Annotated in this window: 22 protein-coding genes and 1 tRNA gene; 14 read left to right on the forward strand and 9 right to left on the reverse strand. The window is 67.0% G+C overall.

The window, feature by feature from the left end:
- Together ADL03_RS00005 and ADL03_RS50610 are read left to right on the forward strand one after the other, a co-directional pair.
- A partial coding sequence (locus ADL03_RS00005) for a transposase (RefSeq protein WP_157527679.1) occupies nt 1–190 on the forward strand: 190 nt, incomplete at its 5' end.
- Nucleotides 191–541: 351 nt separating this feature from the next.
- The gene (locus ADL03_RS50610) at nt 542–976 is read left to right on the forward strand and encodes a recombinase family protein (protein ID WP_369808915.1); all 435 of its coding nucleotides are present in this window, start codon (nt 542–544) and stop codon (nt 974–976) included.
- A 219-nt stretch (nt 977–1,195) separates the two neighbouring features.
- On the opposite strand, the gene ADL03_RS00010 is transcribed toward ADL03_RS50610, so the two are convergent.
- The 3 genes from ADL03_RS00010 to ADL03_RS00020 all read right to left on the reverse strand — a co-directional run bounded on the left by ADL03_RS00010 (nt 1,196) and on the right by ADL03_RS00020 (nt 5,647).
- Nucleotides 1,196–3,004: a hypothetical protein gene (locus tag ADL03_RS00010; protein ID WP_053731245.1), complete on the reverse strand. Its 1,809-nt coding sequence runs from the start codon at nt 3,002–3,004 to the stop codon at nt 1,196–1,198.
- A gap of 171 nt (nt 3,005–3,175) precedes the next feature.
- On the reverse strand, nt 3,176–4,039 hold the full coding sequence (locus ADL03_RS00015; RefSeq protein ID WP_157527682.1) for a hypothetical protein: 864 nt from the start codon (nt 4,037–4,039) through the stop codon (nt 3,176–3,178).
- Nucleotides 4,040–5,389: 1,350 nt separating this feature from the next.
- The gene (locus ADL03_RS00020) at nt 5,390–5,647 is read right to left on the reverse strand and encodes a hypothetical protein (protein WP_157527685.1); all 258 of its coding nucleotides are present in this window, start codon (nt 5,645–5,647) and stop codon (nt 5,390–5,392) included.
- 215 nt (nt 5,648–5,862) lie between these two features.
- Between ADL03_RS00020 and ADL03_RS00025 the strand changes: the two genes are divergently transcribed.
- Complete coding sequence (locus ADL03_RS00025) at nt 5,863–6,462, forward strand: response regulator transcription factor (RefSeq protein ID WP_053731248.1); 600 nt, start codon at nt 5,863–5,865, stop codon at nt 6,460–6,462.
- Nucleotides 6,463–6,619: 157 nt separating this feature from the next.
- Here the strand turns inward: ADL03_RS00025 and ADL03_RS00030 are convergent, their stop codons facing one another.
- Entirely contained in the window at nt 6,620–9,583 is a 2,964-nt protein-coding gene (locus ADL03_RS00030; protein WP_053731249.1) for a diadenylate cyclase, read from the reverse strand.
- Between the two features lie 445 nt (nt 9,584–10,028).
- Here ADL03_RS00030 and ADL03_RS00040 point away from each other — a divergent pair, with 445 nt between their 5' ends.
- From ADL03_RS00040 to ADL03_RS44920, 7 genes are all read left to right on the forward strand, one after another.
- Nucleotides 10,029–10,229, forward strand: coding sequence for a hypothetical protein (locus ADL03_RS00040; protein WP_053731251.1), 201 nt, complete (start codon nt 10,029–10,031; stop codon nt 10,227–10,229).
- A 98-nt stretch (nt 10,230–10,327) separates the two neighbouring features.
- The gene (locus ADL03_RS00045) at nt 10,328–11,299 is read left to right on the forward strand and encodes a hypothetical protein (RefSeq protein ID WP_053731589.1); all 972 of its coding nucleotides are present in this window, start codon (nt 10,328–10,330) and stop codon (nt 11,297–11,299) included.
- 6 nt (nt 11,300–11,305) lie between these two features.
- A complete protein-coding gene (locus ADL03_RS47980) occupies nt 11,306–11,830 on the forward strand; it encodes a hypothetical protein (protein ID WP_053731252.1) in 525 nt (174 codons plus the stop codon).
- Nucleotides 11,806–13,089, forward strand: a complete 1,284-nt coding sequence (locus ADL03_RS00055; RefSeq protein WP_053731253.1) for a ThiF family adenylyltransferase — start codon at nt 11,806–11,808, stop codon at nt 13,087–13,089. Before ADL03_RS47980 ends, ADL03_RS00055 begins: the two co-directional genes overlap by 25 nt.
- Before the next feature lie 59 nt (nt 13,090–13,148).
- Nucleotides 13,149–14,834 carry a tetratricopeptide repeat protein gene (locus ADL03_RS00060; protein WP_053731254.1) on the forward strand — a complete coding sequence of 562 codons (1,686 nt, stop codon included), beginning with the start codon at nt 13,149–13,151 and terminating at the stop codon, nt 14,832–14,834.
- Nucleotides 14,831–16,957, forward strand: coding sequence for a tetratricopeptide repeat protein (locus ADL03_RS00065; RefSeq protein ID WP_053731255.1), 2,127 nt, complete (start codon nt 14,831–14,833; stop codon nt 16,955–16,957). Before ADL03_RS00060 ends, ADL03_RS00065 begins: the two co-directional genes overlap by 4 nt.
- 25 nt (nt 16,958–16,982) lie before the next feature.
- Complete coding sequence (locus tag ADL03_RS44920) at nt 16,983–17,729, forward strand: zinc ribbon domain-containing protein (RefSeq protein WP_197287946.1); 747 nt, start codon at nt 16,983–16,985, stop codon at nt 17,727–17,729.
- Here ADL03_RS44920 and ADL03_RS00075 read toward each other — a convergent pair.
- Nucleotides 17,708–17,794: transfer RNA gene (locus tag ADL03_RS00075), tRNA-Leu, on the reverse strand. The two genes, ADL03_RS44920 and ADL03_RS00075, sit on opposite strands and share 22 nt — an antisense overlap.
- A 165-nt stretch (nt 17,795–17,959) precedes the next feature.
- Between ADL03_RS00075 and ADL03_RS00080 the strand changes: the two genes are divergently transcribed.
- Nucleotides 17,960–18,919: a hypothetical protein gene (locus ADL03_RS00080; RefSeq protein WP_053731257.1), complete on the forward strand. Its 960-nt coding sequence runs from the start codon at nt 17,960–17,962 to the stop codon at nt 18,917–18,919.
- Here the strand turns inward: ADL03_RS00080 and ADL03_RS00085 are convergent.
- The 4 genes from ADL03_RS00085 to ADL03_RS00100 are packed head-to-tail and all read right to left on the reverse strand — an operon-like array spanning nt 18,916 to nt 22,236.
- The gene (locus ADL03_RS00085) at nt 18,916–19,521 is read right to left on the reverse strand and encodes a response regulator transcription factor (RefSeq protein ID WP_053731258.1); all 606 of its coding nucleotides are present in this window, start codon (nt 19,519–19,521) and stop codon (nt 18,916–18,918) included. The two genes, ADL03_RS00080 and ADL03_RS00085, sit on opposite strands and share 4 nt — an antisense overlap.
- A complete protein-coding gene (locus tag ADL03_RS00090; protein WP_053731259.1) occupies nt 19,518–20,675 on the reverse strand; it encodes a sensor histidine kinase in 1,158 nt (385 codons plus the stop codon). The genes ADL03_RS00085 and ADL03_RS00090 overlap by 4 nt, the downstream gene beginning before the upstream one ends.
- A complete protein-coding gene (locus ADL03_RS00095) occupies nt 20,648–21,355 on the reverse strand; it encodes an ABC transporter permease (RefSeq protein WP_053731260.1) in 708 nt (235 codons plus the stop codon). The genes ADL03_RS00090 and ADL03_RS00095 overlap by 28 nt, the downstream gene beginning before the upstream one ends.
- A complete protein-coding gene (locus tag ADL03_RS00100; RefSeq protein ID WP_053731590.1) occupies nt 21,352–22,236 on the reverse strand; it encodes an ABC transporter ATP-binding protein in 885 nt (294 codons plus the stop codon). The genes ADL03_RS00095 and ADL03_RS00100 overlap by 4 nt, the downstream gene beginning before the upstream one ends.
- A 186-nt stretch (nt 22,237–22,422) precedes the next feature.
- Here ADL03_RS00100 and ADL03_RS00105 point away from each other — a divergent pair, with 186 nt between their 5' ends.
- The 3 genes from ADL03_RS00105 (at nt 22,423) to ADL03_RS00115 (ending at nt 23,990) form a co-directional block, all read left to right on the forward strand.
- Nucleotides 22,423–22,668, forward strand: coding sequence for a hypothetical protein (locus tag ADL03_RS00105; protein WP_197287947.1), 246 nt, complete (start codon nt 22,423–22,425; stop codon nt 22,666–22,668).
- Nucleotides 22,669–22,762: 94 nt separating this feature from the next.
- Nucleotides 22,763–23,326 (forward strand): TetR/AcrR family transcriptional regulator, encoded by a 564-nt coding sequence (locus ADL03_RS00110; protein ID WP_082372756.1) that lies wholly within the window; start codon nt 22,763–22,765, stop codon nt 23,324–23,326.
- A 1-nt stretch (nt 23,327) separates the two neighbouring features.
- Entirely contained in the window at nt 23,328–23,990 is a 663-nt protein-coding gene (locus ADL03_RS00115; protein ID WP_053731262.1) for a GAP family protein, read from the forward strand.
- Nucleotides 23,991–24,005 lie beyond the last annotated feature (15 nt).

Here is a 24,005-nt window from a genome sequence, read left to right on the forward strand (position 1 = left end):
CCGAGCCCGCCGCGGCCGGGCCGGAGGCCGCCCACCCGCCTTCGATCCGGTGATCTACAAGCGCCGCAACGTCGTCGAACGCTGCTTCAACCGGCTCAAACAGTTCCGCGCGATCGCCACCCGCTACGACAAGACCGCCCTGTCCTACCAAGCCATGATCGACCTGGCCACTCTCACACTCTGGCTTTGAGGACAGGCCCTAGGACGGTGTCAGCGGCGCGGAACACGTTGTGGTGGCCGGAGGCGGGGGTGGGGTCCGGTGGAGTTGGGTAGTCCTGTGCATGAGGCGTTGATGGTGTTGCTGGGTGCGCAGCCGCAGCGTGGGGTGGCGCGGCAGCGGGTGCTGGCGGCGATGCGGTCTCAGACGCGGTTGCAGGGTCGGTTTCTGGGGGGTCATCCGCCGTCTGGGTATCGTTTAGTTGATGGTGGTCAGCATCCGAATCCGGTGCATGCGGGGTAGGCGGGTGCACGTATCAGCACCGGATCCGGTGACTTCTTCGTGGGTGCGGTGGTGTCCGCCAAACGTGCTCGGGGGCGGACGGTGGCGATTATTCTGGGGAATCTGCGTTATGCTGGCCGACAAGTGTGGAATCGAAGTAGTACGACCGGCCACAAACCGGGTGGGCTTACTAGTGGCCGCGACGCACGAGCGTTGCAGCACAACCCGGTTAGCGAGTGGGAGGTGTCCGAGCAGATCGCGCACGAGCCACTCGTGGATGACGAGACGTTCGTCGCGGTGCGGAAATGCGAGTGGCGAAGCCTGCCAAGTACGGCAAGGTCCAGCGCTGTCTGCTTGCAGGTCTCGTTGTATGTGGGCTGTATGGCGACTGATGGATGGGCGCTGGGTTCGCGGGCGAGCGGGCTATCGATGTCGACATGGCTCCAGCAGCGCCAAGCGCCGCTCCGACGCGAACCGCGATACCTTTATGTCCGAATCGAGCGCGCTCTCGCGGACACCGCGAGCGGCCGAGGATGAGTCGCACAGCTGGACAAGTTCGCGAGCTTGCTGGTGACAGTGACGTATCCGGTGAGGGGACAGGCAGTTCGCCGTCACCCTTTCTCGGATCGCGCCAAGGTTCTCGATGCGCTTCTGCTCGGTTTTGCCAACGGGGTGACCGTGCTGTGGGTGCAGGAGGCGTAGAAGATAGCGAGTCTGCCGTCCGGCAAACCTCGCAATCATCTCTCGACTGATCGGTCACGTCTTGCTCCCGATCACGATGAGATCCGCGCCAGATCCCGCGACCGATGACCACGCCGAGTTGAGCAGATCCTCCAGTAGCCTCAACCGGAGCAGGTCATCGCTTGGACTGCCCGAGCTCTTCCGCAGCCGTTGGTAGGTGAGTTCGCTGACGTGCGGCTGGATGATCACCACCTGCCTCTTGTCCATGGCATCCCTGCATTCGAGCGACTCGAGGAAGTCGGCGCGGTCGGGGACGCGGACGCCATCGCTCCAGCAGGCGAGCCGATGTGCCTTCGGTGGCTCCAGTCGCGGCCGCAACAGCCGGGGATCGAGGAAACCGATGTTCTTGGTGGCCTGGCTGACGACGACCTCGAACGCGTGCACCGACACCCGGCGTCCGGCCACGGCGGAGTTGGCGCCCTTCACGTGGATGAGGCTGAGCAATCCGTCGTGCGCGATGTGTACGAAGTCGGCCACCTCGCCCGGGCCGTCGTCGCAGATGAGCCAGCCGTCGCGAAAGTGCTCGACGACCCACCCGAACAAAGAGTTGTCCTGCGGTCCTCCGGTGTTCGCATGGATCTCTTGTGCGGACGCGCCCGGCGGTTTCTCCTCGTCGATCGCGAAGCCGGTAAAGTCCTGGAACTTCCATCGGGGGAACGGGGTCTCGGGCAGCTTTGTCTCCCAGACTTGGCCTCCGTTGTACGTGTGACCGGTCCGGTAGTAAACGGTCAGCAGCCTGCCGGCGTGGTCAAGTGCGTCGAGCACGTGACGTTGCGGTGTGAGCGACGCGGGGCAGGTGCGGTCGACGCCGAGGTCGAGGACGACGTTCGTGGACGTCTGCGTCTTCTTCGGTTTGATCGCGGTCCAGCCGCCCCCTGGGGAGTCGACGTGCAACCGGAACCGAGCCGAGGTGGGACTTCCCTCGACGGTGAGGACGGCGTCTTGGAGGAACCCGGCGGCTTCGCGCAACTCGTCGGACGCGTTCGGTGGCAGATTGTCCGGGCCGGTGACCATGACCTCGAAGGCACCCTGCAGCAGCGACAGGTCCGTGACCTCGTTGGCGAAGTGCGGCAGCACGTCGTGATGCGTCCCGGCGGCAAGCTCTTTCTCGAGCAGGACGAGTAGTTCCGACACTGCGGCTAGGAACGTGCGGAAGTCCGCTGTGGCCCTCCACCACACCGAGGAGTCACCGGGGTTGCAGCCGACCGTACCCTTGAGTACCTGGAGATCAGGTTGCTCGGGCAGTTCCGCACGTGCCGCGCTCACCGCGAACGACGCGTCCTCGTGCGGGCGGATCGTGTCCTGGAGCTGTATGCCGCTGGTGTTCTTGGTGTCCGGCTTGGTCGTGAGCCGAGGGTGCGTTCCCTTGAGCCAGAAGCCTTTGGCCTGCCCACGAAGTAGCGCGCTCTTGAGCACGGCAGGCGGAACGCGGCGAAACGGCGGCCGCGGCTCCTTGTCGAGCCAGTTCAGCAGCCGGTCCTCGGTGGAGCCGTCGGTGTGCACGGCCACGAGCCGGCCTCTGCGCAGGGCGACGCTCAGATGGTGGACGATGTCGGTGAAGTTCGTGTCGAGCCCCGCCCAGGCAGGCGGCTTCTGCAGCTGGGTGACGAAGCCTTCGAGGTTGTCGATGCCCAGCTCGGGTGCGCCGAGCGCAACCATGGCCGCGTCGGCGGGTTCTTCCTCCGCGCTGGCCGCCACGATGCTCACACTGCGCCCCGGCAAGGAGCGTCCCGGCGTGCGCAGGAAGGCCATGAGGGTCGCGAAGGCGGCGGGAAGGTTGACTGAGTCGCATTCGAGCACGGTCATGGAGATGTACGGGCGCACGGCGTTCCAGCGCAGGAGCGCGGGAGGGTTAACAGCTGTCATGGTGCGCCTCGTGGTCGGATGCTGCTCCTCATTGGACTGCCTCGGTCAGCCTGATTTTCCTGGTCAGGTGCGCGAATACTGGACTTTGTCCCATATTTGTCATCTAACTGTCCACATGAGGCGAGCTGGCTACTCGCACTCCAGGCTTGGGCCGATCGTGCACCGGACGGCGTTCGCGTCACTGCTCGTGCGGAATGGCTTGCCGTGGTCGTCGACGGTCAGCACGCCGGATTCGCCCGCGGACGACCAGTAGACGTCGACCACCCACTTGCAGTCGCACTTCACCGTCATGGCGTTGAACATGAACGTCTCCGCGTCCGACTCCGCGACCCGGTAGGGGAACTTGATGGGTTTGCTGTCGAATTCCTGCATCCCCTCCATGGTGACACCCGGCTCCAGGACGCTGGTAGACACCGATTTCGGCGGCTCCGCGTCGAGGTCGACGTTCATCCACCGCCACGCCCATTGGTCCCCGCACTGCCTGTGCACGAGGGTTCCGGTGATGGGCGCGCCCCGCTGCACCACCCGCACCTGCATGTTGGTCAGCACCACCTGCGTCGCCGTGCGGCCCTGGATGGCGAACTGCACGTGCGCCCCACCGATCGCGCTTGCCGCCGCGGCGCCATCCGCACCCGCGGACCAGTCACGCCACCCATGCTGCATGGCAGTGTTGGTGGCGAACTGGGAGACGTCCACCTGTGCGGGTGGCCTCGGTACGATCCACGAGGTGCCGCACGTCGGGGTGACTGGATCCGCGGCGACTGTGAGCGGAGATTCGCTCGAAGCCTTGCGGTACTGGACGAAACCGATCGTTCCTCCGATGATCAGCAACGCGGCTGCTCCGACTGTGACGGAGATGCGCACCTTCTTGTTCTGGAAGAGCTGGCGGCCGACTCTTACGTGCATGTCGCCGGTGACCTGGGAGGTGATCGTCAGGTTGCCGTCACCGCGCACATCGCTGCGATTCCGTCTGTCCTTGCCCTTGGCGCTCATCGGCGGGTCCTCTGTGATCGGCGGGTGCATCGTTCATCGCCGAATGCTCACGTTTTGTGTGCCTCTTACCCAGAAATTCACCTGATCGGGTGCTGGGTCCTGATGGCTCGATCGATCAGGCGGGCCGTAAGAGTGAACTGCACTTCTGCAGTGCCCACGGCCAGGCCTGGAGGCGGTCGGACGCGTCAACGAACAGGCCGGTGTTGTCGTTCTCGCGGAGCTGAGCCAGCAGACAACCAGCTGCATCGCTGCCGGCGACAGGACCGGCAGCACCTCGAAAGTCACCTTGAACGCCCCGCCGCGGACTTGCGGTCCCCATCTCGCTCGGCGGCTAGAACGTTCCTTTCCTAATCGCAAAGCAGTTCGAGGAGGACCGCGCGGGGACGTCGTAGTTGTTCACGAGCGACGCCGCCTGTTCGAGGGCGAGCGGCAGGTTGTTTAACGCGTCGGCGATGAGCTCCGCGTCGTCCTCGTTGAGAGCGGGGCCAGCTTCCGCAGCAGGTTCACCGCCTCCCCACAGATGAGTTCTTCCACGGGGATCGGCGTGTCGACCGCCTGCCAGTTCGGGTTCCGCGACGGGATCAGGACGTGTCCAGGCCCGTGCGGCAAGAACTTCGCCAGCGTGTCCGGGTTTGTGACATGGCGAAGATGATCAACCAGCGGTCGAGCTGTCGCAGCTGCCCGAACAGCTGCGTCACCGACGCCGAGCTGCGGTCTGCAGCGCGTGCGCGAGCTCGGCGAGGCGGTCGGGCACGACGGCCGGATCCTCGAGGGGGAACCCGCCATATCACGTCGTAGTTTCTCGCTGAACCGATGTGCGGAACTGCTTGGACCGTTTGGAGCAGCGCTCGACGACGTCGCAGAGCCTGTCACCGGTTGAGTCTTTCGCCTTATGTCCGGCGATCTGGTCTGTGCGCTCGAGAATCAGGGCCTTGATTCATCGCTGTCGTAACGAGGTGCGGGTGCTCGGGTGGGTGTAGGCCTTGACGGCGGTCACCCTCCGACTTGCACCCGCTGCCCGTCCACGTCGATGTCACCGAGGTCGTCGAGCAGACGCAACAACTGCGGGTTTGTCTCCGGCCTGCCCTGGCGTGAGGATTACCGCCAGGGCACACTGGCCGCGTCAACGGCCAGGTGCAGCTTCGCGCTCATGGAATGTGCGAACTGATACAAAAACGCCCGCCTGCACTCGCGTCTGAATTACCTGACTCCGGCCCAGTACGAAGCCGCGTTCTATGTTCAACACCCGCCACGCCGACCGGCGCTGGTCTGAAACCGAGGCCGGTCTCAAATCCGCGACGGTTCATCTCCCGCTCACTAGGATCTTGACCGGAAACGATCTCGCCGTCGTTACCCGCGCTGCTTTGACTTCTTCTGAGACAGCACCCATCGGACGACGTTTAGCGTGATGTCGTGGCGGTTGTGGATCTTGCGGAAGTGGGCGTGGATGCGGTCCGGGCCCCACTCGCGGTGGCGTCGGGCGTGTTCGAGGATCAGATCCTGCACCTGCTGTGACGGTGGCTGTAATGGCTTTCCGGGTTCATCGGGCCTGTCCTCTGGCCGGATGTCGAGGTGCACGCGTCGGCCGGTGTCGTCGTCGTACGTCATCCGTATCGCCCCCTCCACACGAAGCTATGAACCGGTGCTCCTGCGGGTCCATGACGAATCCGCTGGCAGGGTGCCGACCAACGCTGGCACGACCCTGACGGGCACGCTGCACTTCCCCGCGCCGAAGAGGGATGATCTCCGGGCGCTTGCCGTCCGGGCTCCGTCGTGCACCGTCGAGCGTGAGGATGTGAACTGGGAAGGAATCATCTGTCACCGTGGTTGTCCGCGTCGCGGTCGTGGATCCGCTACCCGTGTTCCAGCAAGGCGTTTCCGGGATTCTGGCTGGAGCGGGATACGTGGTCGAGATGCCGGTGGACGTGGTGGCGTGGGTTCGGCGCGCGAAGGTGTCGATCGTGCTGTTGACGTTGCTGTCGGAGGAGGACTGGGACGTTCTCGACCGCCTGTGCGGTACGTTGGGCTCCCAGGTCGTGATTGCGGTGCTGGAAGGTGATCCCGCCGCCTCGGGAGCCAGGGCCGTGCGGCTCGGTGCGAGGTCGGTGCTGCCGCGTTCGACGACCGTGGACGCGCTCCGACAGACGGTGGAGGCGACGATCGGCGGCCAGGCCGTGATGCCGGCCGCTGTTGCCGCGGTCCTGGCCGCCGGCTCCCACACGGACACGCAAAGCCCGCTGTCAGCCGAGCAACTGTCCTGGTTGCGAGATCTGGCGCGTGGTACGACTGTGGCGCGGTTGGCGAGCCGGGCCGGCTACTCCGAGCGGGCGATGTTTCGGCTGTTGCGGGCGCTGTATCAGCAGATGGGCGTCAATGGCAGGCTCCAAGCCGTCATTCGAGCCCAGGAGCTGCACTGGTTGTGAGACGTCTAGACGGTTGATGGCAAGGTTCTGCGAGGCTGGCGCAAGCGGGCGCAGAGTCGGCGGCGCCGGGTCAATGTGATCGGGAGACGTCGTTTCCGCGACGTTTCATCCACAGCGATCGACAGCCTCGGCCCGTCACCGAGTTACGAGAGAGCCTTTAGGTGGACGGCCTCCTCAGCACGTCGAGAACAGGCCGTAGCGCGTCGGATCGGTCAAGCTCCCGGACCATGAGCCGCAACCGGTCGACGAGCGGAGGCGTCGGAGGGGTGAGCAGTCTGGCTTTCGTGACGTCGGTGACCGCGGGCCCGAGGTCGTCACCTTTGTGGAGGTGCAGACCACATGTCGCGAACCCTCGCATGTCCAACGCGGCGAAGTCCAGTTCGTCGCGCCCGGCTCGCTTGTCTGCTTCGTCGAACAACCGGCGGAACGCCTTCACCGCCGTCCTGTGGTCCCCAATCCGATGGGCGGTCAACGCGCGGAGCGCCTGCACGATCAGCGACCGGTACTTGCGGCGGTAGGGTCGCGCCAGTTCGATCTCCGTTCTTGCGCGTACGACTTCACCCGATTCGAGGTGGAGCAAACACAGGGTGGTCCGTGCCTCCAGGAGGATCACCGGATCGCACTGCCGCAACGCCAGGTCGACCGCTTCGAGGGCCCTGCCGTGTGCCAACTCGTTCTCGCCGCGGTGGTGCAGGGCGATCGCGAAACCGTTGAGGTAGGCCGCGCGCAGCGGCACGGTGTCGTCGGTGACCGAGGTGGCCCGAGCCAGCTCCACGTACCTGTCGGTTCCGGAACTGTTCCCGAGTTCGCCGAGCCATCGAGCGAGTTTAAGGGCGATGGTGACAGTCCGGGACACGGCGAAGCCCCGGAGGTCGTCCACGTTGCTGTGCTGAGCCGCTTCCAGCGCCAGTTCGGCGTGCCGGATCGCTTCGTCGTAGTGGCCTTGCCGCCGGTGACAGTCGGCGACTCCTTCTGCGGTGGCGATGTCGATCTTCGGATCGTGCAGGCGCTCGTTCTGCGTCCGGGCGAGCTCGAAGTAGCCGAGCGCGCGTACCGTCTCGTTCTTCTCCCAGTACAGCGCGCCGAGGTTGGTGTGCAGCTTCGCCGTGCTCAGGTCGTCCTGCTTGCCTTTCGCGATCCTCAGCGCGTCTCCGATCGCCGTGTCCGCGTCCTCGTACTTCCCACAGGACACGTAGATGTCGACGAGTGCGTCGAGGTTGACCAACTCGGCGTGGAGGTCGTTCCTGAACTTCCCGACCAGCTTCTTGCGTCGCTCGAACAGCAGGTGGCGACAGTTCCACTCGCCTAGGATGTCGTGGAGTCCCTGCATCGTCTCGACGGCAGCACCGAACTCGCCGGAGCGCAGCATGGCGTCCACCTCCGCGAAATACACCCGCAGGTGGTCTACCTCGCGAGGGTTGGGGTGCCGCAGCGGCGTCAGGTGGTCAGCCGCGCGGAAATACAACGAGCGGGCCTTCGCACGGGGCATGGCCGCCATGACTACCTTGCCGTCCTCGGAAGGCAGGACGTACTGGCCCTGCTCCATGCGGTAAACGATCCGCTGGGCGACGAGCACGGCTAGCTCCGCGCCGATCAGGGCCGGCTTGGCTCCCTTGACCATGCCGGCCACCGTTACCTCGTGTACCGGTGTGTCGAGAGCGGCAAGAGCTTCGAGGATCCTCCTTCGTACCGGATTCGCCCCTTCGACCAGGAGGTGGGTGAGTTCGGCGGGAACGGTCCTGTGGTCTACCCGCTGCAGGTAGTCCGTCAACGAGACCAGGTCGTATGGGTTGTCCTTGACAGTGGCGACCGCGTGCGCCAGTTCGCCCAGCCTGGGGTTGCCCTGCAACTTGCCGTAAAGCGCGAAGCGATCAGCTGCGGACAGGTTGTCGAGCTTCCCACTGCCGGCGGGGGCGAGCCTGGCGAGATAGGTGAAGAAGTGTGGCTCTGGCAGCTTGCCCAGGATGATGGGCGGCTCGGCGGTCGGCCAGGTGCCGCCGTTCGGTGATGCCGGCTCACGACGGCTGACCATCAGCACAGAGACGCGGTGCTCGTACCCGGTCGTGAGCATCTGCAGCGCCTCGTCCAGGTCAGCGTCGGCGAGTTCGCCATTGCGGTCGAGGAGGTTCTCGGCGGAGTCGACCACGAGAACGACCCTGGCCCCGCCCAGTCGGCGCAAGGCGACTTCCAGCCGTACGAGCGACGACTTCCCGGTCGTACGGTGTGGGTCCGGACCGCCCTCCAGGTGATCGACGAGAGTGGCGACGTCGAACTTGGAGCCAGGATGCACGTCGTGGCGACTGACCCGGAGTAACGCCCCATCGGCCTGTTGCCGTTCCAGATCCGCCAGCACCGCTTCGGTGAGCTTCGTCTTGCCGATGCCGCGTATACCGCGCAGCACGGTCACGCCCCACGGGCCTTCGGTGAGCCGCTTTCCGAGGTCGAGGAGGTAATCGTGCCGGTCGACCATACCGGTGTTGGTAGATGGTGCTTGGCTGGTCGCATCGCGCGACGAACGACCGGTCACTTGAGCGTCTTCGGTCGGTGCCCAAGCGACCCGCTGCAGGTCCGTGTCGTTGAGTTCGGCCAAACGGTCATCGAGCGCGGACTGCAGGAACCGCTTCCTGAACCTGTCGGGTTCGTGGTCGACGGCGTACCTCAGGTGGGCGATCTTTTCGTTCAGCTCCGACCGCTTGAGGAGGAAGTACGTCCGCCCGCCGTGGAAAACGGTGATCGTTTTACGCTCCTCGCTGACGACCACCACCGGGTGGCCGTTCTCGATGGAGAACCTTTCCGCGCTTTTGTGCCTCGTCCCAGTACTCGTCGCCCGAGTCGTCGGCAGTGTGCGGAGCTCGGTGTGTTTCCAGATGATCCGGCTCAAACTCAAGTCGACCACCAACGCGTTGTCATCCCTGGCGGCACGGAGAATCGCCTCACCGGTGAGGTCGCGGTCGACGCTGTCTCCTCCGTCGAGGAACTGCTCGTGGCATGGACCGCAACCCAGCACGACCGTCGTGCCGAGGTGCTGTTGTGCGCGGACGAGTTCGAGACCATCGCGCAGAGGACGCCCGAATGCCAGCTCGGTGCGGAACGGATCGGGCAGCTCCCGGTACTCGGCCATTGCCCCTCCGCGTGCCACCTTCTCCGCACCCGGCGACGAGTGGCGCCCGCCGCCGGATCAGCCGGGAACAAAGGCTCGCACTGGACCTTGGCACGGGCAAGGGGCGCGTGGGTTTTCCTCGTGGAGGGGAAACTCGGAGTGCGGGCGCCTGCCGAGCACAATGATCAGCATCGGTGGGGAGATGGAATGGTCGACGGCCAGGTGGTGGAACCGGTCCGCATCGAGCGGGCGCGCCAGGCTCGGGGCGGAGGCCGCTACGTCCTCGCGCTCTCTCAGCAGAAAGACACCGGGTCGGCCGCCTTGATCCTGACCGAGATAGCGGCGATCGCCGAGAGGGCCGAGCTGCGGTCCAACGGGAGAACCGACTTGCGAACAAGTTCAGGACTCCGATCAGTACAGTCGTGAGGTCCGCGCGCTCGGTCTTCAACGTGAACTACTCGCCCGTGTGCCCGAGCTGCCGCAGACGCTGGGGCGGATGGTGGTCGCCGCAGCGGCGCAGGAGAACTTCACGACGCTTCGCCCCGATCTGGCAGCTCTGCTCGAACGGGAGGTTCCTGACGGAGTCGTGCAGCAGATCCATGACGACATCCGCATTCGGTCGCGGACCTTCGCGGTCGGACCGCGGCCGGATCCCTCCCACGCCTGATCGAACCGCTTCGCGGGTGACCACGGAGGGATGGCCGCCGAAATTGTCAGGGGTGGCGGTTAACGTGGTGTTCACCCGAGCTGCCGCCAGGAGTGATCGTGAACCTGAAGACCGCGTTCGACCAGTTCCAGCAGCACGTGAACGCAGACCCGGACCTGGTCAAGATCGCCCGTGACCGCAAGAACCATTTCGTCGCTGGGCTGTCGGGAGGCGAGGGCGTCGTGGACGTCTGGCTTTCCGGCTCGTTGCGGCGGCTGACCCAGCTGGACCCAGTGCACGACGTGGACCTGGTACTCGAGGTAAGCCCGGAGGCCTACCCAGGCTGGGGCTTGCCTGGCTCCTCCTCCGCGGAAGCGGTGGAGTTCACTCGGTCGTGGGTCAAGGAGCAGCTGGGCGATCCGGACGGCGCTCACGCCCAACTGGTCAGACTGGCCAGGCCGGGCAACCGCGCGGTCAAGTGCTTCATCGACGATCCGGACGAGCCCGACGCGTTCACCGTGGACGTGATGCCCGCCCTGCGCAAGACCGACGGAACGTTGCTGATCCCCGCGGCTGACGACGCGGACTGGATCAACGCGGACCCGGAACACCTCATCCGCGAAGTCGGGACCAGGCAGGAGACCTGGGACTTCTACGTGCCGATGATCAGGCTGATCAAGGACTGGCGGTTCCAGGTCAAGGACGGCGTCGCGATCAAGTCCCTGTTCATGGAGGTGTTGGCTCTGGAGTGCCTCCCGACCGGTCTGGAGCGTCCGCAGGCGTTGAGCAGGTTCTTCACCAGGGCGGCAGTCCGAGTGAACCAGTCTATCGAGGACCCGGCCGGGCTGTGCGGCCCGATCCAGCCAGACCTCGACATCACCGAGTTGCGCGACGCTTTGAGCAGGGCGGACGACCTCGCCGCCGCAGCGTGCGCCGCTCAGGACAACGGTGCCGAGGACAAGGCGATGCGGCTCTGGCAGGAGGTCCTCGGTTGGAACTTCCCCGCCCCGGTGGAGTCCAAGGCGAGCAAGATCTTCGGCGCACCGGCACTGGTCACATCGGGTGTCGTGCGGGACACCCCGCAGGGGTGAGGTCCAGTGGCTGTCTGGTGGGAGAGCGAACCGAAGCGGTACGAGCGCGAGCGTCGTGAGGTCCTCGACTGGTGCCCGTCGCTCACCTGGATCGAGGGGGACGCGGGCGGGTGGAGGGGAGACTTGCCCGTGTGGCCGTTCGACCGTCCTCGTCCAGAGGGTCTCGACGTCCTGACGTCGGACCGTGGGTTGCTGATGGAGTTGCGGTACTACCAGTCCTACCCGATGGTGCCGCCCGCGATCTTCCCACTGGATCCGGAACCGGACCTGCTCCTGAGGACGCAGCACCGCTGGCACCTGTCCGGTGACGGAAGCCTGTGCCTGCTTATGACCCCCGAGCAGTGGACCGGCCGGGAATCGGTGGTGGACCTGCTGCTCAAGGCTGCGGGATGGCGGATCGAGTACGCGCTCATGAGATCGGGAGCGCTGGAGGCCATGAGCGAGAACGGCATCGTCGGTGACCCCGTCCACGACCATCTGATCGCCGATGCCGGAAAGGTGCCGGAGTGCCCGACTTCTCCGTCCTCCTGACGCACAAGGCCGCTGAGGCGATTAGGAAGGGTGCGGTCTGGGGGCAGGTCGTGCTGAAGGTGTCGACACCCGAGTCGATCGGCGCGGTCGTGGCCATCTCGCACGGCTCGGGCGGCCGGTTTCCGGTCGATCTCGACGTGCCTGGCCACTTCCTCAAGTCGTGCGACAACAAACCCTGGGGCTACTGGTATCGGGTGAGCGCTGAACTGCACGCCCATTGGTTGCTTGCGCGTGCGCAGCGAGCGGTGGTGACGGTAGAAGGTTTCCGTGGGCTGGTCGGGTCCGGTTTCCAAAGTCCGGGCGGCAACGCGCACCTGGCCATCACGCATGTCGCTGGTGGGCAGGACAAGTACTCCGATCTGCAGCTTCCGGAGTTCGCGCTGTGGCGGGTCAGCGCGGACGGTGCCGAGCCGCTCTCCATCGATGTCGAACCGGATGTCACCGGCGCTCGGGCCTTGGCGCCGCACTGGCCGGTGGCAGACCTGGAGTCCGCGCGAGTGCTGGTCGTCGGGTGTGGAAGCATCGGCGGAGCGGCCGCGCGCGACCTGGCCCTCGCCGGCGTTGGGCGGCTCGACCTCGTGGACCCCGGCCGGCTGCGCTGGCGGAATCTGCCGCGGCACATCTGCGGCCCCCGGCACGTCGGGAGGCTGAAGGTCAATGCCCTTCGTGAGGACCTCACACTGCTGCGCGAGCAGACAGAGGTTCGTGCTCACGCCACCGACGTCGTCCTCGAAGCGGATAAGGTGCGCGACCTGCTGCAGGACACCGACATTGTGCTGTGTGCCGCAGACGGTGTGGTGCCACGCCGGGTCGTCAGCCACCTCGTACGGCGAGCTGGCGTTCCTGCAATCCTCGCGTGCGTGCTGGAGAACGGTCAGGTCGGCGAGCTCATCAGGCTGCGGCCCTGGCAGGGCCACGGTTGCCTGCAGTGCCGCCGCGATGCGCTGTTCGCCGAAGGCGGGATGCGGCCGGAATCCATGCTCGCCGCGGACTACGGCACGGGTTCGTTTCATCGCCCGATGACAGCGGTCGGCTCGGATCTGCACCTCATCGGCTCGTTCGCCGCAAAGGTCGCGCTCGCGACGCTGCTGCACGACAAAGGCCATCACGACCAGCGCATCGACGCGGAACACGCGGTCGTCGCGCTTCGTCCCCGGCCAGGCTGGGCCCCACCGTATGACGTGGAGAGAGCGGGCTCCGTGCGGTGGATGCCCGGTTTCCCTCCACGGAGTGGTTGTCCCACCTGTGAACCCGCGTAGGGGCAGGGTTGGAGGCAGTGCGTCGGCCAAGCACAATGATCAGCGTCCTTGGAGGTGGGATGGCCGACGGCCAGTTGGCGGAACCGGTTCGCCAGGCGTTGACGCGCCTGGCGCTGCACACAGCCCTGCGACAGGGTATCGAGCGGGTGAGCCAAGCGCGCGGTGGAGGTCTCTACATCCTCGGCTGGGACTCCGCGGTGGAGTCCGTCTGTGGGGGAGGGTTCGTCCACACCGATGTGCCCGTGTCGTCGGACAACATCAACCAGCTGTCCAAAATGGACCTCGCTGTCGTGGTGTCGGCCGACGACACCACGATCCTGCGCTCGAACGCCACTCTCACGCCGTCCGCGTTCCTGGCTACGCAGGGGTCTGGAGCCCGCCACCTGGCAGCGGCCAGCACGGCCAGGGAGATCACTTACCCGGTCGTAGCGGTGAGCGAGGAGAACGGGGCGGCGACGTTGTACGTCGGCGCCGAGTCGTTCGCCTTGAACTCGTATGTCGTCCTGATGAGCAAGGTCTCCATCGCCGTGCTTGACCTCCACACCTGCGTCGGCAAGCTGGGGTCTGAGGGGCTCGGCCGGCGCGAGACGGCGGTGCTGACCGAGCGGGCCCGCTTGGCCGCGCTGCGCTTGGAGGTCCTGCTCCTTGAACTCGGGGAGGAGGACGCAGGCGCGAATGTGTTGCTGTCCGACTACTCCCGGCAGCTGGGCATGGATCGCGTGCCCGCCGACCCCAGGCATCTTCCGTCCGGTGTGGCGCTTATGCACGTGGTGGCGCGCGAGCTCGACGAATGGCACGAACAGGTGTTGAACGTTGCCCAGCAGGCGTTGTCGTCCCGGCCGGTGCCAGTGGACTGCACCAGCAATCGGGTCTTCCCCACCATGTCGTTCGACGAGAACACCGCGTTGCGGTGGATCGACCAAGAGCGGACGATGCTGGTCGCATCGATCAAGGAAGCGGTGGACCAAGGCGCCCCGGCCACCGCATTGCGCCGTTCGATGGCGATGCTGGAGTTCTTCTACCGCAGCAAGTCTCGCACGGAGTGGATCGAGGTGACCTCGCTGGCGGTGATCGCGGCGCGGCAGGCCGGCGACCACGAGGCGGAGGCCGCCCTGCTCACCAGCTCGGCGGTGGTGCAGCGCGAGCTGGGCAACTTTGATATCGCCCTGGAGCTTTTCGCGGCCGCACGCCTGATCTTGGGCGAGCTCGAGAACCGCGTCGGTGAGGCTGAGCTGCTCAACCACTTGGCATTCGCGCTGGAGGAAGTCGGCGAGGCGGATCGTGCCGTCCAGACCTGTGCCGACGCCATCACCCTGGTCCAGGAACTGGACGAGCCCAGGGTGCACGGTAAGATTCTCAACAACCTGGCCGGTATCTGCTGCCGTGCCGGCCGGCACGAGGAGGCGGTGGCCCACGTTGACAAGGCCCTCGACCTGTTCGTGAAGGACGAATACGACCGGGGCCGTGCCTGGGCGCTGTCGGTGAAGGGCAATATTCACCACCGCGCCGGGCAGCACGGCGAAGCCGAGTCGTGCTATCGCGCGGCGGTGTCCGAGCGGTCGGCGCAGGGCGACGAGTACGGGGTAGCCGTGAGCCGAGCGGAGCTCGGCGACGTGCTGGCGGCGCTGGGAGACGATGCCTCGGCATGCGACGAGTGGGCCGCTGCGGCGGACTACTTCTCCGGGCGCGACGACGCGCGTGCGACCGAGATCCACAAGAAGCTCGCGGAGCTGGAGCAGAGATGACGCGCGAGCCGCTGATCAACAAGGTGCGCAACGACTTCGCCGGCAGCGCGACGAACGTGGTGCAGGCGGGCTCGATCAACACGTTGATTCTGCAACAGCCTGAGCGTCCGGTGGTTCCCCCGCCGCAGCAACTGCCCAGACCCAGCACGACTTTCGTGAACCGGCTGCAGACCCTGGCGGCGTTGGACACCTGCACGGCCACGGACGGCGCCGGTGCGCTGTGCACCATCGAGGGCGCACCGGGGGTGGGGAAGACCGCTCTTGTGGTGCATTGGGCGCACCAGCGCCGTGATCGTTTCCCGGACGGCATCCTCTACGTCAACCTGCGCGGGCACGAAGACGCCACGTCGCCGGCGAGTCCCGACGAGGTGCTGGACGGGTTCCTCGACGCACTCGGGTTGCTCGATCCCGCCGTGTCGCGCACGCTTGAGGCGAAGACGAGCCTCTACCGCTCGGCTCTGCACAGCAAGAAGATGCTCGTGGTGCTCGACGACGCCGTGAGCGCGGAACAGGTGCGGCCGCTGTTGCCCGGTGTGTCGCAAACGCCTGTACTGATCACGAGTCGCACGAGACTGACCGGCCTGCACACGAGGGAAGGGGCAGTCTCAGTGGACATCGCTCCGTTGCCCGCAGGTGAGGCAGTCGAACTGCTGCGCCGCACGATCGGCGAGTCGGCGGTGGACGCCGAGATCGCCGCGGCACGCGAGCTGGCCGAGCTGTGTTCGTGTCTTCCACTGCCGCTCCGGATTGCGGCCGACCGTGTGGCCGGCCACACGTACTTGACCATCACCGACCTCGTCGCGGATCTGCGGAACGAGCGCGACCGCCTCGATCTGCTGGACAGCGATGACCCCGCCACGGCGGTGCGGACGGTGTTCTCCGTCTCCTACCGGAGCCTGCCGCATGCCGAGGCTCGGATGTTCCGGCTGCTCGGACTGCACCCCGGCTCCCGGTTCAGTCTCACCACCGCGGCCGTGCTGACCGGCTTGCGGCCCGTGCAGCTGCGCAAGTCCCTAGATGTCCTGTGCAAAGCGAACCTCGTCGAACGTCTGCAAGCGGACAGGTACCGGCTGCACGATCTGATCCGCGTGTACGCCGCCGAGTGCGCCGAGGCGGATGAGCCGGCGCCGGATCGGCAACGGGCACAGCGCGACGTGCTGACCTGGTACCTCAGCTCCGCCGCCAACGCCGACAGAGTTCTCACCCCGTTCCGGCGGCGTGTTCCTGTTGACGTGAGCGGTGGTCTGGAGTTCGCTAGCGCGGACGCGGCTCTCGATTGGTGCGTCCAGGAACAGCCGGGCCTCGCGGCAGCGGTCCGTCTGGCGTCCGCATTGGCTGAACACGACCTGGCGTGGCGGCTCGCGGCCGTCCTGTGGGGCTTCTACTACCAGCGCAAGCCGTGGGCCGACTGGATCGGGACCCATCGGACCGCGTTGTCCTCAGCGACATGCCTGGAGGACCCTTTCGCGACGGCCACGATCGCCGGCGGTCTCGCCGTCGCCGAGCGCGAACTCCGTCGCTATGAGGAGGCGGAGTCGCTCTTCACCCGTGCGTTGGACATCTGGACCTCTCTGGGGGACACCTACGGCGAAGCGTGGGTGTGCAACGGCTTCAGCCAGATGTGCCGAGAACTCGGGCGCGGTGAGGAGGCGACTGTTCTCGCTCGGCGCTCCCTGGAGGCGTGGACCCGGCTCGGTGACCGCTACGGCCAGGGCATGGCGCTCAACAGTCTCAGCGGCATTCTCAGCCAGTCAGGTGATCTGGACGCCGCGCTCACTGCGTCGAACCAGGCGGTGGCGGCCTTCTCCGGCGTTGCAGACGCCTACTCGAAAGCATGGGCGTTGAACAACCTGGCCAACGTCCGGCGCGCCCGTGGCGAGTTGGTCGAGGCGGTGAACATCTACGAGCGCGTACTTGTAGAACGCCGAACCATCGGAGACCACTACGGGCGTGGGTTCACGTTGCGGAGTCTGGGGGAGACGCTGCTGGAACTCGGTCGAGTAGATGACGCGACCGCTGTCCTCGGCTCCGCGCTCGAGTATTTCGAACAACTCGACGACCCCACAGCAGCGGATGTTCGCCGTTTGCTGGAATCCAAGAAGACATCAGCGGAAGGACGCTGAGCTTCATGCGCAGGTGGGTGGCATCGTGGAGATCAACGACTTCACGGCTGCTCAGCTCCTGCGAAAATCAAAGGGCAGCCTGCGGACCGCGCGGAAGACGGAGCGGTCCGAACGGGCGGTGAAGCACCGCTATCTGTTCCGCGGGCGGATTCGGTGTGACATCTGCGGGCGGAAGATGGAGGGCAGCCCGCGTAAGAAAGCCATGTACTACCGGTGCCCGGCACGCACCCTGGCTCCGGGCTCTCCGGTGCTCGCGTCGCATCCCGGAGCGGTCTATTTGCGGGAGGACCTTCTTCAGGACGCCATCAACGGCTGGCTCGGGCATCTGTTCGACCGGAAGAACCGGGAGCGGACCGTCGCGGCGCTGATGGATTCACAAGAACCGGTGATCGAGGTCAGCCGTGATGCCGCGAAGAGGAGGCTCGCTGACGCGGAAGCCAAACTGACGAGGTTCCAGAACGCCATCATGGCCGGCGTCGATCCAGCTGCGCTGGTCGAGGCGATCAACGACGCGCAGGCCGAGAGGCTGGCGGCACGGGCTGCCCTGGACAACATCCCGGCACCAGTCGAGCGGGACATCGCCGAGATCTATGCGGCGATCGACTCGATAGGAGACGTCGGGGCTGCGCTGCGAGGTCACACCCCGACGGGGCTGGAGGAGTTGTACGACGCGATCGACCTGCAGGTCCGCTACAAGCAAAATCCCCACGAAGTTGATTTTTCCATCAACCCCGTGGGGGTGAATAGTGCTGGTGTCCGAGGGGGGACTTGAACCCCCACCCCCTTTCGGGGACTAGCACCTCAAGCTAGCGCGTCTGCCATTCCGCCACCCCGGACCTGCTCAGTTGTCACCGCGGCTCGCGCCGTGGTGCGTGCATAGATTACATGATCGTCGGCAGCGGCCAAAATCGGGTGGCAAGACAAGCATTTGCGCAGGTAGAGACGTGATCAGCTCAACGGCAGGGAGCGCGACAGGAGCGGGTGCGGCGCTAAGGTCGCCGGGTGGTGACGACTGCGGTGGTGGAGTGGTTGCTGGAGGACGCGGACCCGGCGTTGCGGTGGAAGGTTGAGCGCGACCTGCTGCACGAGCCGGAAGAGGTGTGGAAGGCGACCAAGGCGAAGGTGGCCACCGAAGGGTTCGGGAAGCGGCTGCTGGAGTTGCAGGACGCGGATGGGCAGTGGGCGGGTGGGGCCTACTTTCCAGGCGGCTACGACATGCGCGGGGCGGAGGCAGGGCAGCCGTGGACTGCGACCACCTGGACGTTGACGACCTTGCGCGAGTGGGGGACGGACGCGGCGGCGTTGGGGCGGACTGCGGCGTTGCTCGCGGAGAACAGTCGGTGGGACTACGACGGGCTGCCGTACTGGGGTGGCGAGGTGGATTGCTGCATCAACGCGATGACGGTGTCGAACGGGCTGTGGCTTGGGGTGGACGTGCACGACAACGTCGCGTGGTTCGTGGAGCACCAGCTTGAAGATGGTGGGTGGAACTGCGAGTGGGTGGAAGGGGCGACGCGGTCGTCGTTTCACTCGACGCTCAACTCGCTCAAGGGGTTGCTGGACTACGAGGTGGCCACGGGTGGCACCGAGGAGTCGAAGGAGGCGCGGAAGCAGGGGGAGGAGTACCTGCTGAAGCGGAATCTGTTCCGGCGACTGTCCACTGGGGAGCCTGTCGCGGAGTGGGTGGACGTCTTTCGGTATCCGTTGCGGTGGCAGTACAGCGTGTTGAACGCCGCCGACTACTTCAGGCGGGCCGCGCTGCACGACGGGACGGCGCCGGAGCCGCGGGTGGAAGAAGCGGTTGGGCGGATTGAAGCGCAGCGGCAGCCGGATGGGACGTGGGTGCAGGCGGGGCGGCATCCGGGGCGGATGTGGTTCGAGGTGGACGTGGCGGCGGGGGAGCGGTCGAAGTGGGTGACGTTGTACGGGGCTCGGGTGCTGGAGTGGTGGGACAACGGCTAGATCCAGCCGTGGGCTCGGGCCAGGCGGGCGGCCTCGTGGCGGTTCGAGGCGCCGGTTTTGCCGACTGCTGAGGAGAGGTAGTTGCGGACTGTGCCGGGGGAGAGGGAGGCGCGGCGGGCGATTTCGTCGATCGGGGCGCCGCTCAGGGCCAACTCCAGGACGTCGGCTTCTCTGGGGGTGAGGGGGCTGTCGCCGGCGCTGATGGCTTCTGCGGCCAGGGCCGGGTCGACGTAGCGGCCGCCGGAGTGGACGGTGCGGACCACCGTGGCCAGGACGTCCGCTGAGACGGTTTTCGGGAGGAAGCCGCGCACGCCGGCGGCCAGGGCTCGTTTCAGGTGGCCGGGGCGGCCGTGGGAGGTGACGATCATGGTTGAGCACGACGGGAGGTCCTGGGCCAGGGTTCGGGCCACCGTGACGCCGTCCAGGTCGGGCATCTGCAGGTCGATCACGGCCACGTCGGGGCGGACGGCGCGGGCGGTGGCCAGGGCTTCGGCGCCGGTGGCGGCCTGGGCGACCACCTCGAGGTCGTCTTCCAGGGCCAGGAGGGCGGCCAGGGCGCCGCGGATGAGGTGTTCGTCGTCGGCCAGCAAGATGCGGATCACGGGAGCTCCACGGTCAGCACGAAGCGGTTCGGGGGCTCTTGGGTGGCGGTGACGGTGCCGCCGAGGGCTGCCACGCGTTCGCGCAGGCCGGTGAGGCCGCTGCCGAAGCGGAGCGGGGTGGTGGGGACGCCGTCGTTGGACATGGTGAGGATCTTGCCGCGCAACGAGATCGTGCACGTGCGGGCCTCGCTGTGGCGCAGGACGTTGGTCACGCCCTCGCGGACGGCCCAGCCGAGGGCGCCTGCGGCCTCGCCGTTGAACGAGGCCTCGCCGATCACGCGGCAGTCGATGCCTGCGGAGGAGAGCAGGGAGCGGGCACCGGCCAGTTCCACGGTCAGGTCCGCGGTGCGGTAGCCGGAGACGACGGCGCGGAGCTCGTCGAGGGACTCCTGGGCGATGCGGCGGACCTCGAGCATCTCCTCGACGGCCTCGTCGCGGCCGCGCTGGGCGAGTTTCGCGGCCAGTTCGGCTTTCAGGGCCACCACGGAGAGGTTGCGGCCCACGACGTCGTGCAGGTCGCGGGCGAAGCGCAGGCGTTCCTCGGCCACGGCGAGGCTCGCTCGGACCTCGCGGGAGCGTTCGAGCTCCCACATCGTGCCGATCATCCACACCGAGGTGCGGTAGACGATGGTGAGGAAGACCAGGGTGGCCGTCATCGTGATGGCGGAGCCCAGCGGCACGGTCAGGACGAGGAGCAGGGCCGTCGCCGCCACGACGGCCGCGGTCACCCTGGGGCGCAAGGTGCACGCCAGCGAGGTCACGAAGATGATCGGCACGAACAGCACGACGGTGTCGGACCTGCCGGGTGGCACGCCGGGGAGGAGCGCCAGGCCGCCCGTGACCACCGCCGTGGTGATCGCGGTGGTGACGATCACGGCCAGGCGCGGGAACGGCGCCTGGCCCAGGTAGTGCTCGATGCCCTGGTGGATGAGCCACATGCAGCACGCCGCGTGCACGACGATCGCGGCGATGGCGGTGACGGCGGCGGTCCGGCTCACCGTGTCGACGCTCGCGAGGTTGACCGCCGGCAGGATCGGCAGCGCGATCAGGGACAGGTAGAACGACGACCGCGTGAAGTAGTCGAACCTCGCCGCACTGCTGCGCGAGCGCCACCAGGAAAGCAAGGTCACCTCCGCGGCTCCCAGCGGAACCATCGCCGGACAGCGTAGGCGCCCACCACGATCCACGCGGCCAGGACGATCAACGGCTGCAGCACCGGGCCGTCGTGCCACCCCGCCCGCAGCAGGTCCAGGACCGGCGTGAGCGGCAGGAACCGCAGGGCCGACTGGACCTCCGGCGGGAACACCGACAGCGGGAACATCAGGCCGCTGCCGATGACGCACGCCATCAGGACCGGCAACGACGTCACCTGCGCCATCTCGACCGTGCGCGTAAACGCCGCCGATGCCGCCGCCAGCAATGCGAACAACACCACTCCGCCCAGAACGCCGAACACCAGGAACCACGGCTTCGACGGCAGCTCGATGCCCGTGATCACCCCGATGAACACCGCGAACAGCACCATCTGCCCGATCGCGACGACCATCGACGGCAACGCGGCGCCGAACAGCACCTCGGGGTCGGTCAGCTCGCCGACGCGGAGGCGTTTCAGCACGAGCTCTTCGCGGCGTGCGACGAACACGGTGACCAGGTTGTAGTAGACCGCCATGATCAGCACGAAGCCGGTCAGGCCGACGACCAGCGGCACGCCCTCGGCATCGACCGACAGCAGCAGCGGCACCACCAGCAGTGGCACGACGAGCGAGTTGAACAGGGCGGTGCGGTTGCGCCAGAACAGCTTCAGCTCCGCCTGCCCGATGGCCACGGCCCTCATGCCGCCTCCTCCGCGATCGCCAGGAACGCTTCTTCGAGGGACGCCGAACGGGCGTCCAGTCCGGACAGGACGACGTCCTGCGCGTGGGCCCACGTCAGCAGCTCGTGCAGCGTCTCCTGCAGGGTGTTCGTCCGCACGGTCGCGCGCCCCGTCTCGTCGACGTCCGCCACCACGGGCAACGAGATCCCGGCCGGTGGCGTGAACGAGATCCGCGCCGGGTAGGCGTCGACCACGTCGGACACGGTGCCGTGCGCCACGATGCGGCCGCGGTGCATGATGGCCAGCCGATCGGCCAGTTCCTGCGCTTCTTCCAGATAGTGCGTCGTCAGCAGCACGGTCGTGCCCTCGTGCAGGAGGGTGCGGATCAGCTGCCACGTGTTGCGCCGGCTCTCGGGGTCGAGGCCGGTGGTCGGCTCGTCCAGGAACAGCACCTCGGGCTGGCCGAGCAACGCCAGCGCCAGGTCCAGACGCCGCCGCTCACCGCCGGAGAGCTGCTTCACCCGCACCGCGGACCGGTGGCCGAGCGAGACCAGGTCGAGCGCCTCGGCGACCGGACGGGGCCGGGACAGCGTGCCCGCCCACATCGCGGCCGCCTCGTGCACGGTCAGGTCAGGGGGAAAGCCGCCCTCCTGCAACATCACGCCCATCCGCGGGCGCACGGCCTTGCGCTCCAGGAACGGGTCGTGGCCCAGCACCCGGACGGTTCCCTCCGCCGGCCGGGACAGGCCCTCCACCACCTCGACGGTCGAGGTCTTGCCCGCGCCGTTCGTGCCGAGCAGCGCGAACATCTCGCCGCGCTCGACTTCGAACGAGACGCCGCGCACCGCCTCGAATCCCCCTGCGTAGCGCCGGGTCAGGTCTTTCACCTCGATCGCTGTCATGGTTCCCACGATCGCGTGAAATCCGAGGTCGCGGCAGTGCCAGGACACATCAGAACGTGATGACAGATGTCATGGCAGCGCTGTGCGGGGTCGGCCGCCGGTGTTCGAAATCGACAGACGGCCGGGTGGCGTGAGGAGAAGGTCTTCCCGGAGCAGGTCGAGGACGACGGCCTCTAACCGCACTCGGTGCGCTGGTACATCGTTCCCACGCTCGGCGACTCCGCGACCCACGGCGTCGACGTCACCGGCGAGCCGCTGCGCCGTGGTGTCGCCTCGCTCCAAGCGCACGCCGCCTATCTCGCCGCGCTGCCGGACCACCCGGCTCCCGCGGACTTCATCCCGAGGTTCACGGCGATGGGCGGCGAGCTGCTGGGCGTGGAGCACGCGGTGCTGTTCCGGGCGCACGACCTGCAGGCGCCCCCGGAGTTCTAGAGGTCGCCGGGCCCGCGCGGCGGCGACGGGCTCGGTCGTCCACCCACGCAACGCGAGTTGCGCGAGATCAGATTAAGACCGTAATCTCACGACTGTGCCAAAACACGCCGACCCGGTGGAACGCCGGCAGCAGGTGGTCGCCGCCCTCTACCGGGTGGTGGACGCCGAAGGGCTGGACGCGGCCTCGCTGCCGCGGATCGCCCGCGAGCTGAAGGCGACCACCGGGTTGCTGCAGAAGTACTTCCGCAGCAAGGACGAGCTGCTGCTGTTCGCGCAGGACCAGCTCGTGGAGGAGCTCACGGCGCGGGTGCGGGAGGTCCTGGGGCAGGAGGGGAGCCTCCGGGACCGCCTGCACGCCGCGCTGTGCGCCATCGCGCTGGTGGACGACCCGGCGCGGGCACGGGTGTGGCTGGCGTTCGCTGCCCGTGCGGCGGCGAACCCGGTGTTGCTGGAGCGGCACGTCGTAGGCGCGCAGGTCATCAGGGACCTGTGCCGGGACGTGCTGGAGGAGGGCGAGCGCGACGGCGCGGAGGCCGTGGCGCTCGCCGCGCTGGTGGACGGGGTGACGGCGCAACGGGCGCTGGAACCGGACGTGATGACGGCGGAGGTGGCCCGGCGGGTGATCGGCGGGTACCTCGCGCGGATCTGGGGGGACTGAAGTGGGTGCGGGGCTGTTGCTCGCGTTGGCGGGGCTGGCGTTGCTGGACTCGACGAGCATCGGGACGTTGTTCATCCCGATCTGGCTGATGCTGACACCCGGACGGGTGCGGATCGGGCGGTTCGCCGTCTACCTGGGGACGATCACGGTGTTCTACCTCGTGGTCGGGGTCCTGCTCGTGCTGGGGGCGTCGCGGGTGCTCGGCCACCTCGACGGGCGGGTGGCGCTGTGGATCCAGCTGGTGATCGGCGTCGGGTTGTTCGCCGTCAGCTTCCGGTTCGACAGCAAGAAGAAGACCGACACGACGAAGTGGACCAGCCGGGTCAACGGGTCCACGGCGGCGCTCGTCGGCGTCGCGCTGCTGGCCGGGGTCGTGGAGCTGGCGACGATGCTGCCCTACCTCGGCGCGATCGGGATGATGAGCGCCGCGGACCTCACGCCGGCGCAGACCGGGTTGTTGCTGGCGGGCTACTGCCTGGTCATGGTCCTGCCCGCGGTGGTGCTGCTGGCCGGCCGGATGGCGTTGCGGGCGCGGGTCGAGCCGGTGCTGCGGCGGATCAGCACCTGGTTCGCGGAGAAGGGGGCGAGTGCGACCGGGTGGATCCTCGGGATCGCCGGGTTCCTGGTGGCACGGGACGCGGTGGCGCGGCTGTTCTTCCTCTGACCGCGTTGACGGCGC

It is taken from the genome of Nocardia sp. NRRL S-836, from assembly GCF_001279525.1.
Classification (GTDB): domain Bacteria; phylum Actinomycetota; class Actinomycetes; order Mycobacteriales; family Pseudonocardiaceae; genus Lentzea.

Bases quoted from the DNA above. Each gene is read 5' to 3' on its own strand.
- ADL03_RS00015 (WP_157527682.1), bottom strand. From the start codon at position 4,039: ATGAGCGCCAAGGGCAAGGACAGACGGAATCGCAGCGATGTGCGCGGT.
- ADL03_RS00020 (WP_157527685.1), bottom strand. From the start codon at position 5,647: ATGACGTACGACGACGACACCGGCCGACGCGTGCACCTCGACATCCGG.
- ADL03_RS00030 (WP_053731249.1), bottom strand. From the start codon at position 9,583: ATGGCCGAGTACCGGGAGCTGCCCGATCCGTTCCGCACCGAGCTGGCA.
- ADL03_RS00060 (WP_053731254.1), top strand. From the start codon at position 13,149: ATGGCCGACGGCCAGTTGGCGGAACCGGTTCGCCAGGCGTTGACGCGC.
- ADL03_RS00065 (WP_053731255.1), top strand. From the start codon at position 14,831: ATGACGCGCGAGCCGCTGATCAACAAGGTGCGCAACGACTTCGCCGGC.
- ADL03_RS00090 (WP_053731259.1), bottom strand. From the start codon at position 20,675: ATGGTTCCGCTGGGAGCCGCGGAGGTGACCTTGCTTTCCTGGTGGCGC.
- ADL03_RS00095 (WP_053731260.1), bottom strand. From the start codon at position 21,355: ATGAGGGCCGTGGCCATCGGGCAGGCGGAGCTGAAGCTGTTCTGGCGC.
- ADL03_RS00100 (WP_053731590.1), bottom strand. From the start codon at position 22,236: ATGACAGCGATCGAGGTGAAAGACCTGACCCGGCGCTACGCAGGGGGA.